12 protein-coding genes are annotated in these 15,180 nt (G+C 41.0%); 9 read left to right on the plus strand and 3 right to left on the minus strand.

Annotated features, from left to right (window positions below; translation table 11 throughout):
* Nucleotides 1-207: 207 nt before the first annotated feature.
* Nucleotides 208-636: a (4Fe-4S)-binding protein gene (locus tag H6541_04785; protein MCB9015090.1), complete on the minus strand. Its 429-nt coding sequence runs from the start codon at nt 634-636 to the stop codon at nt 208-210.
* A 34-nt stretch (nt 637-670) separates the two neighbouring features.
* Nucleotides 671-955: an N-acetyltransferase gene (locus H6541_04790; protein ID MCB9015091.1), complete on the minus strand. Its 285-nt coding sequence runs from the start codon at nt 953-955 to the stop codon at nt 671-673.
* 346 nt (nt 956-1,301) lie between these two features.
* On the opposite strand from H6541_04790, the gene H6541_04795 reads away from it, so the two are divergent.
* From H6541_04795 to H6541_04835, 9 genes are all read left to right on the plus strand, one after another.
* The gene (locus H6541_04795; GenBank protein ID MCB9015092.1) at nt 1,302-1,904 is read left to right on the plus strand and encodes a T9SS type A sorting domain-containing protein; all 603 of its coding nucleotides are present in this window, start codon (nt 1,302-1,304) and stop codon (nt 1,902-1,904) included.
* A gap of 544 nt (nt 1,905-2,448) precedes the next feature.
* Nucleotides 2,449-3,138, plus strand: a complete 690-nt coding sequence (locus tag H6541_04800; GenBank protein MCB9015093.1) for a glycoside hydrolase family 19 protein — start codon at nt 2,449-2,451, stop codon at nt 3,136-3,138.
* Nucleotides 3,139-3,167: 29 nt separating this feature from the next.
* Nucleotides 3,168-4,013, plus strand: a complete 846-nt coding sequence (locus tag H6541_04805) for a hypothetical protein (protein ID MCB9015094.1) — start codon at nt 3,168-3,170, stop codon at nt 4,011-4,013.
* Nucleotides 4,014-4,034: 21 nt separating this feature from the next.
* Nucleotides 4,035-5,471, plus strand: a complete 1,437-nt coding sequence (locus tag H6541_04810; protein ID MCB9015095.1) for a trypsin-like peptidase domain-containing protein — start codon at nt 4,035-4,037, stop codon at nt 5,469-5,471.
* 2 nt (nt 5,472-5,473) lie between these two features.
* Nucleotides 5,474-5,995 carry a hypothetical protein gene (locus tag H6541_04815; protein MCB9015096.1) on the plus strand — a complete coding sequence of 174 codons (522 nt, stop codon included), beginning with the start codon at nt 5,474-5,476 and terminating at the stop codon, nt 5,993-5,995.
* Nucleotides 5,996-6,054: 59 nt separating this feature from the next.
* On the plus strand, nt 6,055-7,962 hold the full coding sequence (locus H6541_04820; protein ID MCB9015097.1) for an AMP-binding protein: 1,908 nt from the start codon (nt 6,055-6,057) through the stop codon (nt 7,960-7,962).
* A 204-nt stretch (nt 7,963-8,166) separates the two neighbouring features.
* Entirely contained in the window at nt 8,167-9,501 is a 1,335-nt protein-coding gene (gene tilS, locus H6541_04825; protein ID MCB9015098.1) for a tRNA lysidine(34) synthetase TilS, read from the plus strand.
* Between the two features lie 53 nt (nt 9,502-9,554).
* Complete coding sequence (locus tag H6541_04830; protein ID MCB9015099.1) at nt 9,555-11,639, plus strand: thioredoxin family protein; 2,085 nt, start codon at nt 9,555-9,557, stop codon at nt 11,637-11,639.
* A 126-nt stretch (nt 11,640-11,765) separates the two neighbouring features.
* Nucleotides 11,766-13,490, plus strand: a complete 1,725-nt coding sequence (locus H6541_04835; GenBank protein MCB9015100.1) for a T9SS type A sorting domain-containing protein — start codon at nt 11,766-11,768, stop codon at nt 13,488-13,490.
* Nucleotides 13,491-13,634: 144 nt separating this feature from the next.
* Here the strand turns inward: H6541_04835 and H6541_04840 are convergent, their stop codons facing one another.
* Complete coding sequence (locus H6541_04840) at nt 13,635-14,996, minus strand: dipeptidase (GenBank protein ID MCB9015101.1); 1,362 nt, start codon at nt 14,994-14,996, stop codon at nt 13,635-13,637.
* Nucleotides 14,997-15,180: the final 184 nt, after the last annotated feature.

The following is a 15,180-nucleotide window of genomic DNA, read 5'->3' on the forward strand; positions in this document are numbered from 1 at the left end:
AGTATTTGACAAATGAAATAACATCGCCAATTCAGTTAAAGAATTGGCGATGTTATCTGATTTTTGATACTTTTCAGTGATTGTTCTGAAAAGTTAAATAATATCACTCATTTTTTATCGGGGGAAACCTGTTGCTATAGCTTTATCCTCGGAAAGCCTGATTATAACCTTCCGCTGTATGCTGAACATTGATAATTTTCTGATGCTTTAGCCTTTAAATTTATGCTCATAATGGCTGCCATCACAAAATGGCTTATTGGTAGAATGACCGCAACGGCAAAAGGAGCTGACATTGTTGATGATGCCTTCGGTTCCATCAGCATATCGGATAGTACAATTGCCCCTGAGAATGATGGGGCCATCCGGCAGAATATCAAGATGGACTTTTTGAACTGTTGCGGGCCTTTCTTCTTCACTTTTATTCATAAAATAACTGAGAGCACCTGAAGGGCACGCACTTACCTGTGCTATAATTTCTTTTGTGGAGGCTCCTTCCGGAGTTATCCAGGGCCTTTTTGAGGGATCAAAAACCTGTGGTAAGCCTTTGAAGCATTTGGTGGAATGAATGCATTTGTGAGGTTCCCATTTTATAGTCACTTCACCATTAGAATAGTGCTTTATGATTTTATTGTCCATATTTTCGCAATGTTAAAGGTTGTTTTTCAAAAGGTTACTTATAATACAAATCAGCGTATTCTGAAGTTTTATCAAAAACACTTTTAACAAACGGGCAAAGCGGCATGATTTTAATGTTACGTCTTCTGGCTAACTCAACCATCTTTTCAAGAAGCATCTTGCCTATACCTTGCCCTTTAAGGGCATCACTTACCATCGTGTGATCAACAATAATATATGAGTCACTCCCTTTTACCCACGACATTTCTGCCAGGGTTTTGCCTTTATCACTCATGTAAAATCTGCCATTGGAGTCTGATTCAGAAAGCTTTATTTCCATGTTTGATCATTTAAATTCAGTTAATTAAACAGTTGAAATCTTTCTTTTGTTGCTGGTACGATTATCAGAGTGTAATTTCTTTATTCAGCTTGGGCCTGTTGCCCAATTTGGATAAGGCTCAGAACTCATAAATCATTCTTTTTCAGCGCAGCCACTGAACCTGTTAAACAACTATGATGATAACTTGTTTAGTTTTTAAGAATTTGCACACCAGAGTTGTTTTCAATTCATTCTTTTGTGCAAACGCTGAGTTTATTTTGATCAAAACAAAACTGACCCGCTCAGTATCTAAGCGGGGGCTAATCCGAAAAGCCAAAAAAAGTAGGTAAAACTTAAATTGAATCAAATGAAAACAAAAATTTTACTGTTTATTTCCTTTCTTTTATTGAGCAATCTTATTTCAGCTAAAACCTGGGTGATTGCCAATGCCGGTTTTACATTTTCGCCGGTTACGCTTACAATTAATCTGGGCGACAGCGTGATGTTTGATCTCTCCAGTTCGCATGATGCCCTGGAGGTGAGTGAGGCTACCTGGCTTGCCAATGGAAACACCGCTCTAGCAGGCGGATTTAGTACACCTTTTGGCGGAGGACTCGTTTTACCTGAAAGTCTGACAGAGGGTACGCATTTTTATGTGTGTGTGCCTCATGCCGCAGGTGGAATGAAAGGGAAAATAATTGTTCAGAATACAACAGGTGTTATTGTTAACTTGCTAAATAGTAATGTTACCATCTTTCCTAATCCATCTCGTGATGTGATAAATGTTAAAGTAAACAACACATTTGCCGGCTCAGTTTACAGTTTAACCGACCAAACAGGCCGGGTGATACTGGAAGGACGCCTTGAGAATGAAACAAACCTGGTTAATTTGACCGATGTGACCTCTGGTATATATCATTTTCAATTATCGGGTATTAAAGGCCAATCGATTACTGTAGTCAAATATTAATTAATTTTTCTGTGCTCAGGCTTTGATTTCGGCATCCTTTGCTGATTCAAAGCCTGTTTTTTTTTGTGACAGTTATTTTTTATTTCAAATTTTTATCCTGCTGTAATTATTAAAAATATAGTAATGGACTAATATACAATAATTTAAGGTGCTATTCGGGCATTAGATGACCATAGGAATCTTTGGGTAAAATCAAAAAACGACAACATTATTTATAATAATTCTAAATTAGCTAAAAAAGTATGTATATTTGTGTATATGATTTTGCCTTAAATCATATTACTCTCTCATCCAACAACCCTGACAAGTTATCATAAGGCGATTTGTAAATTCCGGCTGGCTGATTCAATTCTTGCTTTTGATGAAACTAAAACTGTTTCATTGTTATTCGTCCAATTATTTATAAATACATGTTCCTATGTTACTTAAAGTCGGATCAAAAGGAATAGAAGTCAAACAAATCCAGCAAATTTTGGGACTGGAAGATGATGGCTCATTTGGGACAATAACTGAAGCCAGGGTGAAGGAATGGCAAACTTTGCATATGCTTCCGGCAGATGGTATAGTTGATGATGAAATATGGAATAAACTGCTGGCCGAGAGGCTTTTAAATAATGGGAATGACGTAAATATTGATTTTGAGCCCCACAGACTGAAAGGCTATATACCCGATTCTGTGTTGGAGCAGATTCCGGCGGTAGCGGAAATGTTCAGTATAAACAGTATTCTCAGACTTGCTCACTTCTTGTCGCAATGTGGTCACGAAAGTGGTAATTTCAAAGCTGTTTACGAAAATTTAAACTATTCTTCCGACAGATTAAAAGTGATTTTTTCAAAATATTTCCCGGGCGATTTAAGTGAAATTTATGCGCGAAATCCGGTTAAGATTGCTTCAAGAGTATACGCCAACCGCATGGGTAACGGCGATGAAGCAAGTCAGGAAGGATATAAATACCGGGGACGAGGATATATTCAGTTAACCGGGCGAAATAATTATGCTGCTTTCGCCGGATTTATAGGAGAGGACACGCTCAGCAATCCTGATTTGGTTGCTACCAAATATCCACTTGCATCAGCGGCTTTTTATTTCAATTCAAATAAACTTTGGCGTATTTGTGATGGAGGTGCCACCGATGAGGTTGTAAAGGCGCTGACTTTGCGCATTAATGCAGGGCTTAATGGATTGTCAGACAGGCTGAATCATTTTAATGAGTACTACCATCTTTTAAAGTAATTAATCCATCAGCTTTAAACTTCCCCATTATGGATAATGAAGAAAAAAAACTGTTCAACAGCATGAAAAGGGCTACAATTCTTTCGGGCATTGGCATGGGCCTGTTGCTTGGAATTATTATGGGTTTGTCGGTTTCAGAGGTTGTTAAAGTAATATTTGGTGTGCTAACGGCTCTCTTAGGGGCATTTCTGGGGTTCGACAGGCGGAGTTTTGCGGGCATGGAAGCTGAAGAGTATGAGAAGGAAAAACACAACACACTTTTTACTTCACTTCGTGCCGGCTGGTTTGGTCTTGCCGTGGTGGCCGGGATTCTTTCAGGCATGTGGATCAGAACCCATGAAATTTTTACCATCTCGGTAAAAGACAGCGTAAAACAATACACCGATGCAGGATTTGAACCTGAATATGCACGGAAACTCGTTACCTACAAGCGATTTGCCATTAATCCGGGCACCGGTGAGCTTGGCGAAATAACAGAAGTGCAAAGAGCTGGTCAGGCGGCACTTTTCAGCGCAGGGGACAAGGCAACACTTTGTGGTAAAATTGATCCCGATTTATGGAATGATGACTGGCAAATGGCAAAAAATGCAATGCTCGAAATTGACAAAAAATCACTGACAAAATTGGTTCAGGCAATTGAACTGAATGTGCCCGGAGATCGGCGCTTTGAATTTTTGAGAGGTTTGCGTGTGATGGTGTGTGAGATGAACAGTAAACCTACTGCTTTTTGCAAAATGGGAACAGATCTTGAAAAGTGGCAGAACAATGAAGATACTTCAGCTATAGCCACTGTGGTTGCAAGTCTTCAGCCTGAAAATCAATTGCTAATGATGAAAGCCCTTTCAGCAATGGTTTGTCAGCTTGAAGTGGATTAATTCATTTAAAAACTTGTAAATATGAAAACAAGATGGATAGTGGTTTTACCAATATTGGTGTTTCTTTTGCCCTCAGGCGGTCTTTTTGCGCAAAGCGATGTGGAAAGTGCAAAAACATCTGTTGTTAAAATAGAAACGAAGTATTCTGTAAAAAATAAGAACGGACAGTTAGAAAAGAAGGCAGGGACTGCAACAGGATTTTGCTGGCAGAATGCCATGTACGTTGTAACCGCACTACATGCAGTTGCAGGGGTTGATGAAATCAAAGTGATTAAAAATGACGGCAAATATACGACGGCAAAAGTTGTAAGGGTTCTGCTGGAAGCTGATCTTGCTTTGTTGCAACTTACTGCTACACTGGGATTAAAACCTTTGGCGTTGGCCGATGTTAACCCCAATGCTGGCAAAAGTTATACCATATGGGGGTTTCCGCATGCAGTGTACAAGATACAGGACAACGAAGTCAGGCTTTCGCGCAGTTTGGAATCTACGCCCATCCTCAATGACATCATTCATGGTGATGACCTGAAGTATCAGCTCGAAAAGCAAAAATATCCCTCCACGAAAGCTAAAATTCTGAAGATTGGGTCTACAATCCAGCCCGGGCAATCGGGAGCCCCGCTTTTTACAAGCGATGGGAGAGTGGTTGGAATTGCAGATGGTGGGTTGAGGGGTGGTACTGCACTTTTAAACTGGGGCATGCCAGCTGCATTTTATTTACCAGCGCTGCCTAATTCAGGAGATATGATTCCGCAAACCGTATCATTACAATCCAATCTGTACAGCATTCATACAACCATTCCTGAGAATGCAACCTCTGATGAAGTTGCTGTTATTATTGAACAGGAGGCGGCCGAAAATACCATTTCTATCGGCGACCAGTCAATTACCAAAACATGGACTGCTGAATTTGCTGATATTATCAGCACTATGTCGGATGAAGAGAAAGCCGAAATTATGGCAATAGTAAATGGGTTTGGAGTGGATATGTTTGATACACAATATGATATTTATGAAGATTTTGAAACCGGTGCAACAGTCTCGATTCCTGCTGGCGAAAATTTTGAAGTAAGTGACGGTTGGTATTCCACCTGTAATTCAGAGGGTACATTGTGTTATTCAATTCTTCCTTATTTTTCAGGTACTTACCCTGATGCTAAAACCCACGCCATGGACCTGTTTATCCAAAGTTTCCCTGAAACTGCATGGGTTTACAATGAATCTACGCCTGACCAAATGGCTGAGATTGACGAATCTGAAATGGCCGGCTTTACTTTTACCCGATATTCTACAACTGTTGAGGGCTTAGTACTGGAGTTTACAGCTGAGATTTCAGGTCCTGATTTGTTAATTGCTTATTTAATTTATGATGTCAATCAGATAGAACGTCAGGATTACAGAAAACAATACCTGCACTTTTCGTTGGCAATGGCACTTAGAGATTTTGCAAGTTATTAAATATGAGTGCACTGAATTTTCATAAGCTGGAGGGGATAGGTTTAGGCCTGTTGGTTGGCCTTGTAATTGGCCTGAGCGATGCTGATTGGATACGCTTATTGCTGGTAATTGTATTGATTGCTTTTACCGGAAAGTCAATGAAAATTGCATTGCTGAATTCCGAAACAGACCAACGATTTTCTTTTACCGGTATTTCAGCATTTTTTGCTGTAGTATTGGGTTTGTTTATCAGTGGTCAGCAATATTTCAGGCAATCACCTTCAGAAATAATAACTACACTTGTTGAGGCAGGGTATAGCCCATCTCAGGCCCGCGACATTTATGTAAAGCGGCTTGATAAAGAACTAAAAGAAGAAGCAGCACCGGCAATAAACCTGCAGGGGATAATTCAATCGGTTTTAAATCAGAGTGATACTGATACATTGAATGCTGGTAAAAAAAATGATGCAACTGAAGATGAGTTTCAGATGGAATCAAATCAAATGGATGAAGATGAAGAGGCTGTACCTGTATCTGGTAATTAATTGGGCATTGTTTCATCTGCGATCTGTTTTCTTTTTATCTTGCAGCCTCATCCTGAAGCATGAAAACTATTATAGATTTATTTGAGGAAAGCGTGTCGCAGTTTGGCGACAACTTTTATTTGTATGAGGATTCCGGCAATGGTTATCAAGGATTTACATATAAAGAAGTTAAAGAAACTGTATACAAAACTGCAGCCGGACTAATTTCGCTTGGTATAAACCCGGGAGATAGGGTAGCGATTCTCTCTGAAGGAAGAAATGCCTGGATTATAAGTGAGCTGGCTGTTTTATATGCCGGAGCCTGTTGCGTGCCACTTTCGGTTAAACTTGATGCAGCCACGGATTTAAAATTCCGCTTGCTGCATTCGGGCTGCCGTATGGTTGTTGTTTCGGCTCAACAGGCAGCCAAAATTGAAGAAATAAGACAGCAACTGCCCGAACTGGAAACTGTAATATATCTTGATAAAAAGCCGGAAAATCAGCAAAATGATTACACTTACAGTGAACTGACTGAGTTGGGTGATACATTCCTTTTAACCCAAAAGGATGCTTTGGTACAGCGCTTTACTGCTGTCAGGCCTGACGATTTGGCCAATATTTCATACACTTCTGGTACAACTGCCGACCCCAAAGGAATTATGCTTACACATTTGAACTATACCGGCAATGTAAAACAGGCGTTAACCTTAATGGAAATCCCTTCTACACACCGCACACTGGCTATTTTACCATGGGATCATTCATTTGCCCATACAGCCTGTTTGTATTGCTTTATGGCCAAAGGTGCCGGGGTGGGTTCGGTAAAGGCTGGTAAAACAGTGCTGGAAACACTAAAAAATGTGCCCCAAAGTATTCAGGAATTAAAGCCGAACCTGATGATGAGTGTGCCGGCTCTCTCGCGTAATTTCAGAAAGAACATAGAAACAGGAATTGAAAAGAAAGGGCGGTTGTTAAAAGCTGTTTTCGATCATGCCATTGCTGTTTCTTATCTGTATAACGGATTAGGATTTAACCGTGGAAAAGGATTTCGCTTTTTGCTTCAACCATTGGTTAAGTTATATGATCAGGTGTTTTTTAAAAAAATCAGACAGGCCTTCGGTGGCAAAATGGAGTTTTTCATTGGTGGCGGGGCCTTACTCGACATCGAACTTCAGCGATTTTTTCTCGCAATCGGCATTCCTGTATTTCAGGGATATGGCCTTTCTGAAGCATCACCTGTTATTTCTTCCAACTCGGCCAAATATTTAAAATTGGGCACTTCCGGTAAACTTGTTGGTTTTCTTGAATTAAAAATACTGGATGGTGATGGTAGGGAGTTGCCACAGGGAGAAACCGGTGAAATCGTTATCAAAGGTGATAATGTAATGAAGGGCTACTGGAAAAACCCGAAAGCGACTGATGAAGTGCTCAGGGATGGTTGGTTATTTACCGGAGATCTTGGCTATATGGATGAGGATGGATACCTTGTGGTGCTGGGTAGATTTAAAAGTCTGCTTATTGCCAATGACGGTGAGAAATATAGCCCTGAAGGGATCGAAGAAGCTATTATGGATCAATCTCCTTTTATTAGTCAGTGCATGCTTTATAACAATCAGCATTCATACACGGTAGGGTTAATTGTGCCTGATATTGCTTCGGTCAACCGTGAGTTGCTTCACAAGGGAATAGAGCCCGGCAGTGACGAAGGAATTGAAGCCGCTTTAAAGTTGATTGATCATGAAGTTGATGCGTATTTTAAAGGCGGCAGGCATGCAGGGCAGTTTCCTGAACGTTGGTTGCCCAGTGCTATTTGCATCCTTCCGGAAGGCTTTACTGAGCACAATCACTTTATGAACTCTACTTTAAAAATTGTCAGAGCAAAAATAACAGATCATTATGCTTCCGAGCTTGATTTTCTTTACACACCTCAGGCAAAAAATACTTCAAACGATCTGAACAGAAAGAATTTAGCCCGGTGGTACGCTTAAGGCATCTGCGGCAATCCTTTTTGAAACCAATCTAAAAGGTTGAATCCTGTATCATCTTTTTCTTCTCAGAAAAGGAGAATTATACCATGTGCAGGCTTGTGTTTTTAGGCATAAGTCGGGTTTTACTTATTAAAATATTTTATTTTCTGTGAACAGAACTGCAATACCTCACCAAACTATTCCAATCTTTTATAACTTTGCCCCATGCTCGAGCAGTTTACACAATATATATCAGGCTTTAGCCTTTTCAGGGCTGATGAGCCCATACTTCTGGCAATAAGCGGAGGAGTTGATTCAATGGTAATGGCTGATCTGTTTCACAGGGCCGGCTATAAGTTTGCATTTGCTCATTGTAATTTTGGGTTGCGGGGTGCCGAATCCAATCAGGACGAGAGTTTTGTTGCATCTATTGCTGAGGCTTATGGAGTCAGGCTTTTTGTTAAACATTTTAAAACCCGCGAGTATGCCGGGTTCAATAAAGTATCAGTTCAGATGGCTGCCCGAACGTTACGTTACGAGTGGTTTGATGAATTGATGCAGGCTGAAGGCTTTAAAGCCATTGCAACAGCACATCACCTCGATGATCAGATAGAAACCTTCTTTATTAATGTATTGCGCGGAACCGGCATAAGCGGATTGCACGGCATTTTACCTAACCGGTCGCGCATTGTTCATCCAATGATGTTTGCTTTTCGCCGGCAAATTGAAGAGTTTGCCAGTGACGAAGCCATTGCTTACCGCGAAGACAGCTCCAACCGCTCATCAAAGTATGTCAGAAATAAAATCAGGCACGATCTTATCCCTTTATTGGGCGAAATTAATCCGGAGTTTAGAAAAACCATTACAGCCACCATTGATCGGATGCGTGAGACTGAAATGTTGCTGAGCAATCATATAGAAATAGTGAGAGAACAGGCCGAAGTTCTGAACGACGGACTTGTGTCTTTCAAAATACCGGAATTGTTAAAACTTAACCCCATTCAGGTTTATTTATATGAATTGCTGCAACCTTATAACTTTAACCGCACTGTTACTGACGAAATTGCGCTGGCGCTCCATGAAATTTCGGGCAAGCAGTTCTTTTCATCATCACATCGCGCAGTAAAGGACCGCGATTTGCTCATTATTAAAGAATTAAGCCCTTCCGGCGATTCACCTACCGGAGAAATATTGATTGAGGAAAGTAATCCTGATATCAGAAAACCAATCCAACTTCGCTTTAGTATTCACGAAAACAATGAGTCGCTTTTCATCAGCAAAAACGGCAATATTGCGATGCTGGATGCAGCAAAACTTGTTTGGCCGCTCAGGCTCAGAAAATGGAAAGAGGGTGATTCATTTGTTCCTTACGGGATGAATAACAATAAAAAACTGAGCGATTTCTTTATTGATAATAAATTCTCGATCATCGAAAAGGAAAATGCATGGTTACTGATCTCTGGCAATGATATTGTTTGGTTGGTAGGGCATCGCATTGGCAATTTCTATAAAGTTACAAGTGACACAAAATCAGTCATAAAAATTGAACTGGTTGATTAGCTTTCATCTTTAATCACTACGCTGAAAAATAAGTACTTATGACAAAACCAGCCATGAAATCCATTCTGCTGTTTGTAGCGATGGTAATTCTGTTCTCTGTTACTTCTGTTGCCCAGGTTATACAACCTGTTAAATGGAGTTTCAAAACCAAGCAGATCTCTGCCGATGAAGTTCAATTAATCTTTTCTGCTACCATTGACAGGCCATGGCATTTGTATTCGCAGGATGTACCTCCTCCACCTGATGGACCGGTGCCGACTTCTTTTAATTTTGAAAAAAGCAATAACTTTAAAACCATTGGCAAGGTTAAAGAGCCCAAAGCCATTGAAGAGTACGATAATCAGTTTCAGGCAACACTTAAGTATTTTACTGACAAAGCGGTTTTTACACAAAACATAAAAGTTCTTACAGCCAAAGATTTTAAAGTAACCGGCTATCTGGAATTTATGTGTTGTGACGATAAGCAATGCCTGGCACCTGAATCAATTGATTTTGAGTTTAATGTTAAGGGAAACGCTGAACTGACTGCAGCTCCTGTTGCTCAGGTGGCTGAAAAAGATACATCTGCCGAAGTGGTAGCTATGGAATCAACGCCGGTAGTTGATTCTGCAAAAGCCATAGATTCAACAGCCAAGGGAGAAATAAATCCTGCTGCCGATGACAAGACTGGGGAAGAATCTTCATTGTGGACAATGTTCTTCTTTTCTTTCCTGGCCGGATTGGCTGCCATTCTTACACCCTGTGTATTCCCCATGATTCCGATGACCGTAACATTCTTCCTGAAAGAAAAGGACAAGGTAAAGGCGAAAGCACAAGCTTTGATTTATGGTGTTTCTATTGTACTTATTTATACAATTATCGGTACGCTGGTGGCGGTTACACTGGGAGCTAATTTTGCCAATTTCCTGAGTACACACTGGATTCCTAATGTGCTTTTCTTTCTGATTTTTATGTTTTTTGCTGCATCATTTCTGGGTATGTTTGAAATTACGCTTCCCAGCTGGATGATCAACAAATCAGATGCTCAGGCCGACAGAGGCGGTATTATTGGTTCATTCTTTATGGCATTCACATTGGTACTGGTTTCATTTTCATGCACCGGACCAATTGTAGGGGCTATTCTTGTGGCTTCAGCCGGTGGACAGGTGCTTGAGCCAATCATTGGAATGCTTGGATTCTCTCTTGCTTTTGCGTTGCCGTTTACCCTTTTTGCATTCTTCCCGCGCTGGCTAAATAATATGCCTAAATCCGGTGGATGGCTCAATTCAGTAAAGGTCGTTCTTGGCTTTATTGAACTGGCTTTAGGATTGAAATTTTTGAGTATTGCCGATCAGACTTACCATTGGGGAATTCTGGATCGTGAAATTTATCTGGGTTTCTGGATTGTTATTTTTACCATGTTGGGTTTCTATCTGTTGGGAAAAATGAAATTTTCACATGATAGTGATCTGAAATTCATAAGTGTTCCCCGGCTTACAATGGCCATTATCACTTTTACCTTTGTTGTTTATATGATTCCGGGCATGTTTGGTGCTCCGCTTCAGGCGCTTTCGGGGTATTTGCCTCCACAAGCTACCCATGATTTTGATTTAAATAAAATAGTACGCGATAACGTTCAGGTGTTTGGCACCGGTGGCGGTAATGCAGAACACACAACTACCCTTTGTGACAAACCAAAGCATGGCGATATTCTTCATCTGCCCCATGGTCTTGAAGGATATTTCGATTATGAACAGGCACTGCTTTGCGCTGCTGAACAAAACAAGCCTATTTTTATCGATTTCACCGGTCATGGTTGTGTCAATTGCCGTGAAATGGAAGCTCGTGTTTGGTCTGACCCACGTGTTTTGAAAAAACTTCGCGAAGAGTTTATTCTGGTAGCCCTTTATGTTGATGATAAAACTGAGCTCCCTGAAAGTGAATGGATTACATCAACCTACGATGGTAAGGTGAAAAAAACTATTGGAAAAAAATATGCTGATTTTCAAATCAGCCGGTTTAACATTAATGCACAGCCATACTATGTATTGCTTGATGCCAAAGGTGAACTGCTTGTAACTCCCAAAGCCTATGATTTAGATGTCGATAAATTTATCGAATTTCTTGATAACGGGCTTGCAGAGTTTAAGAAGCGTTAATTAAAATTTGAATAATTTAAAATCGTCAGACAGGGCGCGGCCCTTGTCTGACGATTTTTTATATGCGTTTATGTGCATGTGAACGATTGTTTGTTGTATTTTCACAGCTTAAAAACCCTTTCCAGCATGAAATCTTATTCTTTCTTATTTATTTTGCTATTTACTGCAGCCTCTCTTATGGCTCAGCCTTTTGTTGAAATTCAGTCAGGCTTGCCGGCAATTGGCCGCAGTGCTGTTGCATTTGCCGATTTTGACACCGACGGAGATTTAGATCTTGTTATGCTCGGACTGGATAATGCGTCCAATACAATTGGCAAAGTTTTCCTGAACCAACAGGGCAATTTTGTTGAAATTGTTTCGGGAATTGAAGGTTTATACAACAGTGCCATTGCAGTAGCCGATTATGATCAGGATGGTTGGATGGATGTTGTAATGACCGGACAGGATGAGACCGGTAATGCAACTCGTTTATACAAAAACACTGGGAACGGTATTTTTACGCTGATAGACGCCGGCTTTTATCCGGCGGGTGCTGATGGCGATTTAGCCTGGGGTGATTATAACAATGATGGTTTTCCGGATCTTATCGTTTCAGGTGGCTGGGATACCAGACTTTACCGGAATAACGGCAATGGAACGTTTGAAGAAGTTAATGCCGGTCTCGCTTTAATGAACTCTCCTTCGGTTGATTGGGGCGATTGTGATAATGATGGCGACCTGGATTTGCTCATGGTAGGTGATGCAGGTTCGGTTGGCGAAACATTTGTTTATATAAATGAAAATGGCACCTTTTCGCGTCTTGATGTTATGATTGAGGGTGCTGTCGGAGGAATGGCCAGTTGGGGCGATTATGATAACGATGGTAACCTGGATATTCTGATTACCGGAAAAGATGCTACTCTCTCACCGGTGTCATTCGTCTACTGGAATAATGGCAGCAATTCATTCCGCTTTTCCGATGCCGGATTGGTTGGAACGGCTTTGGGGCCTGCCAACTGGATTGATTATGATAATGATGGTGATCTTGATATTATGCTTGCCGGCCAGAATGCCGGATGTGGTAATGCTTCTACGCGCCTATATACCAACAGCGGGGTGGGAAGTTTTGATGAATTCGGCGCCGGATTTCCTTTCGTAGAGCGTGCATCTTCTGCCTGGGGCGACTTTGATAATGATGGTGATTACGATTTATTGCTTTCGGGAATTTCCAACGGAGCTGTTACCAAACTTTTTCGCAACGATATATTGACTGGAACATTTCAACAGAATACGCCTCCGCAAACACCCTCTGATCCTGATACTTATGTTTCAGGAGAATATGCTGTTCTTAGCTGGAGCAGATCCACTGATTTGCAATCACCGCAAATGGCCATTAGCTACAATGTAATGTTAGGGACTCAACCGGGTGCTATAGATATTGTAAGCCCAATGGCTAATATGATGTCAGGTGAGCGTTTTGAGGCGGCTATCGGAAATGCAGGAAACAATGACTTCATGATATTCAGGTCACTGAGCCCGGGAAATTACTATTTCCGCGTTCAGGCCATCGATCAGGCTTTTACAGGTTCTGGTTTCTCGGAAGAAAGATCTTTTACTATTGTTAATACTAAGGCTGAAAATGAACCTATGCCTGCAGTAAAAGCCTATATAACTGATAACCGGCTTGTTGTAGAAAGAGCTTCATCTTCTGATGCAGAAGTATCTGTTTTCAATGTTTCAGGGATGCTTTTATTTAAGTTCAGGATAAACAGTCAGTTTTCGAGCCTGCCTTTTGCAACATATCAGTCAGGTATCTATTTGGTTTGTATCACTGAAAATGGATTTATAACGCGTACGAAGCTAATAAAGTAAACTGCTTTTTAACATTGCTCTCTTCTTTTGCCTTTCAATGAATGAATAGTTTTTGTCAGGCTGTGAACTGTTGAAATTCCGGCAGAACAAGCTCAAAAAAAAAGCCGTGATCTGAGTCACGGCTTTTTTTAGCTATTCTCGAAACTATTCACAATAGAATTTATAGAAATAAGGGATAGTTTCAATTCCTTTAAAGAAATTAAACAAAGGGAAGTTTTCGTTGGGAGAATGAATGGCATCTGATTCAAGTCCGAATCCCATCAGGATTGACTTGATGCCTAATACCTGTTCGAATGTAGAAATGATTGGAATACTGCCGCCACTGCGAACCGGCACAGGCTTTTTGCCAAAGGTGGTTTCATAAGCCTTGCTGGCGGCCTGATATGCTTTGGTATCGGTAGGTGATACATAGCCCTGACCGCCATGAAGGTTAGTAACTTTTACTTTAACCCAGGGCGGCGCAATCTTCATAAAATGGTCTTCAAAAAGTTTTGAAATTTCCAGGTGATCCTGATGAGGCACCAAACGCATCGAGATTTTAGCGTAAGCTTTCGAAGGAAGTACTGTTTTTGCTCCTTCGCCGGTATAGCCGCCCCAAATTCCGCAAACATCCAGTGTTGGTCGTATACCAGTGCGCTCAAGGGTTGTATATCCGGTTTCACCGCAAACTTCTTCAATATCAATGGCTTTTTTATACTCTTCAAGGTTAAAAGGAGCCTTGGCCATTTCGGCGCGCTCTTCAGCGGTTAACTCAAGCACTTTGTCATAAAATCCTTCAACGGTAATATGATTGTTTTCGTCAGTGAGTGAAGCAATCATTTTGGAAAGAACATTAATTGGATTGGCTACAGCTCCTCCAAACAATCCGGAGTGAAGGTCGCGGTTGGGGCCGGTAACTTCTACCTCAAGATAAGCCAGGCCGCGCAAACCCACAGTAATGGATGGAATGTCAGGGGCAATCATTCCTGTGTCAGAAACCAGGATAATATCAGCCTTTAGCATTTCCTTATGATCTTTGCAAAACTGTTCAAGGTTGGGCGATCCGATTTCTTCTTCGCCTTCGATCATAAATTTTACATTACAGGGCAGGCTGCCGGTTTGTACCATGGATTCAAACGCTTTGGCATGCATAAATGCCTGACCTTTGTCATCATCAGCCCCGCGGGCGAAAATTTTACCATCGCGGATTTCCGGCTCAAATGGAGGTGATGTCCATAAGTTGAGTGGATCTACAGGCATAACATCATAATGACCATAAACCAATACGGTAGGTTTGGATGGGTCAATTATTTTTTCGCCATAAACTACCGGATTTCCGGCTGTTGCTATTATTTCGGCTTTGTCAGCTCCGGCATTGAGTATGGTTTTTTTCCAGTATTCTGCTGCACGCAGCATATCGGGCTTGTGTTCTGAAATTGAACTTATAGACGGAATACGGATCAATCCGAATAATTCGTCCAGAAAGCGTTGTTTATTTGCTTCTGTGTACTTCGCTAAATTTTCCATAATGTATTTGAGTTTCATTAATCTGGCTTCAAACCTACATGATTTTATGGTAATTCACAAGCTGTCTGTTGAATTAATATGCCGATTTTCATCAAGAAAGGAGGCAATGGCCCGGATGAATATCAGAGGCTTGTTTTTGGAGGAGTCATTCTGTTTTTCCTACCTTTGACCAGTTTAAAAAACA

The sequence above is a fragment of the Lentimicrobiaceae bacterium genome, from assembly GCA_020636745.1.
Lineage (GTDB): Bacteria > Bacteroidota > Bacteroidia > Bacteroidales > Lentimicrobiaceae > Lentimicrobium.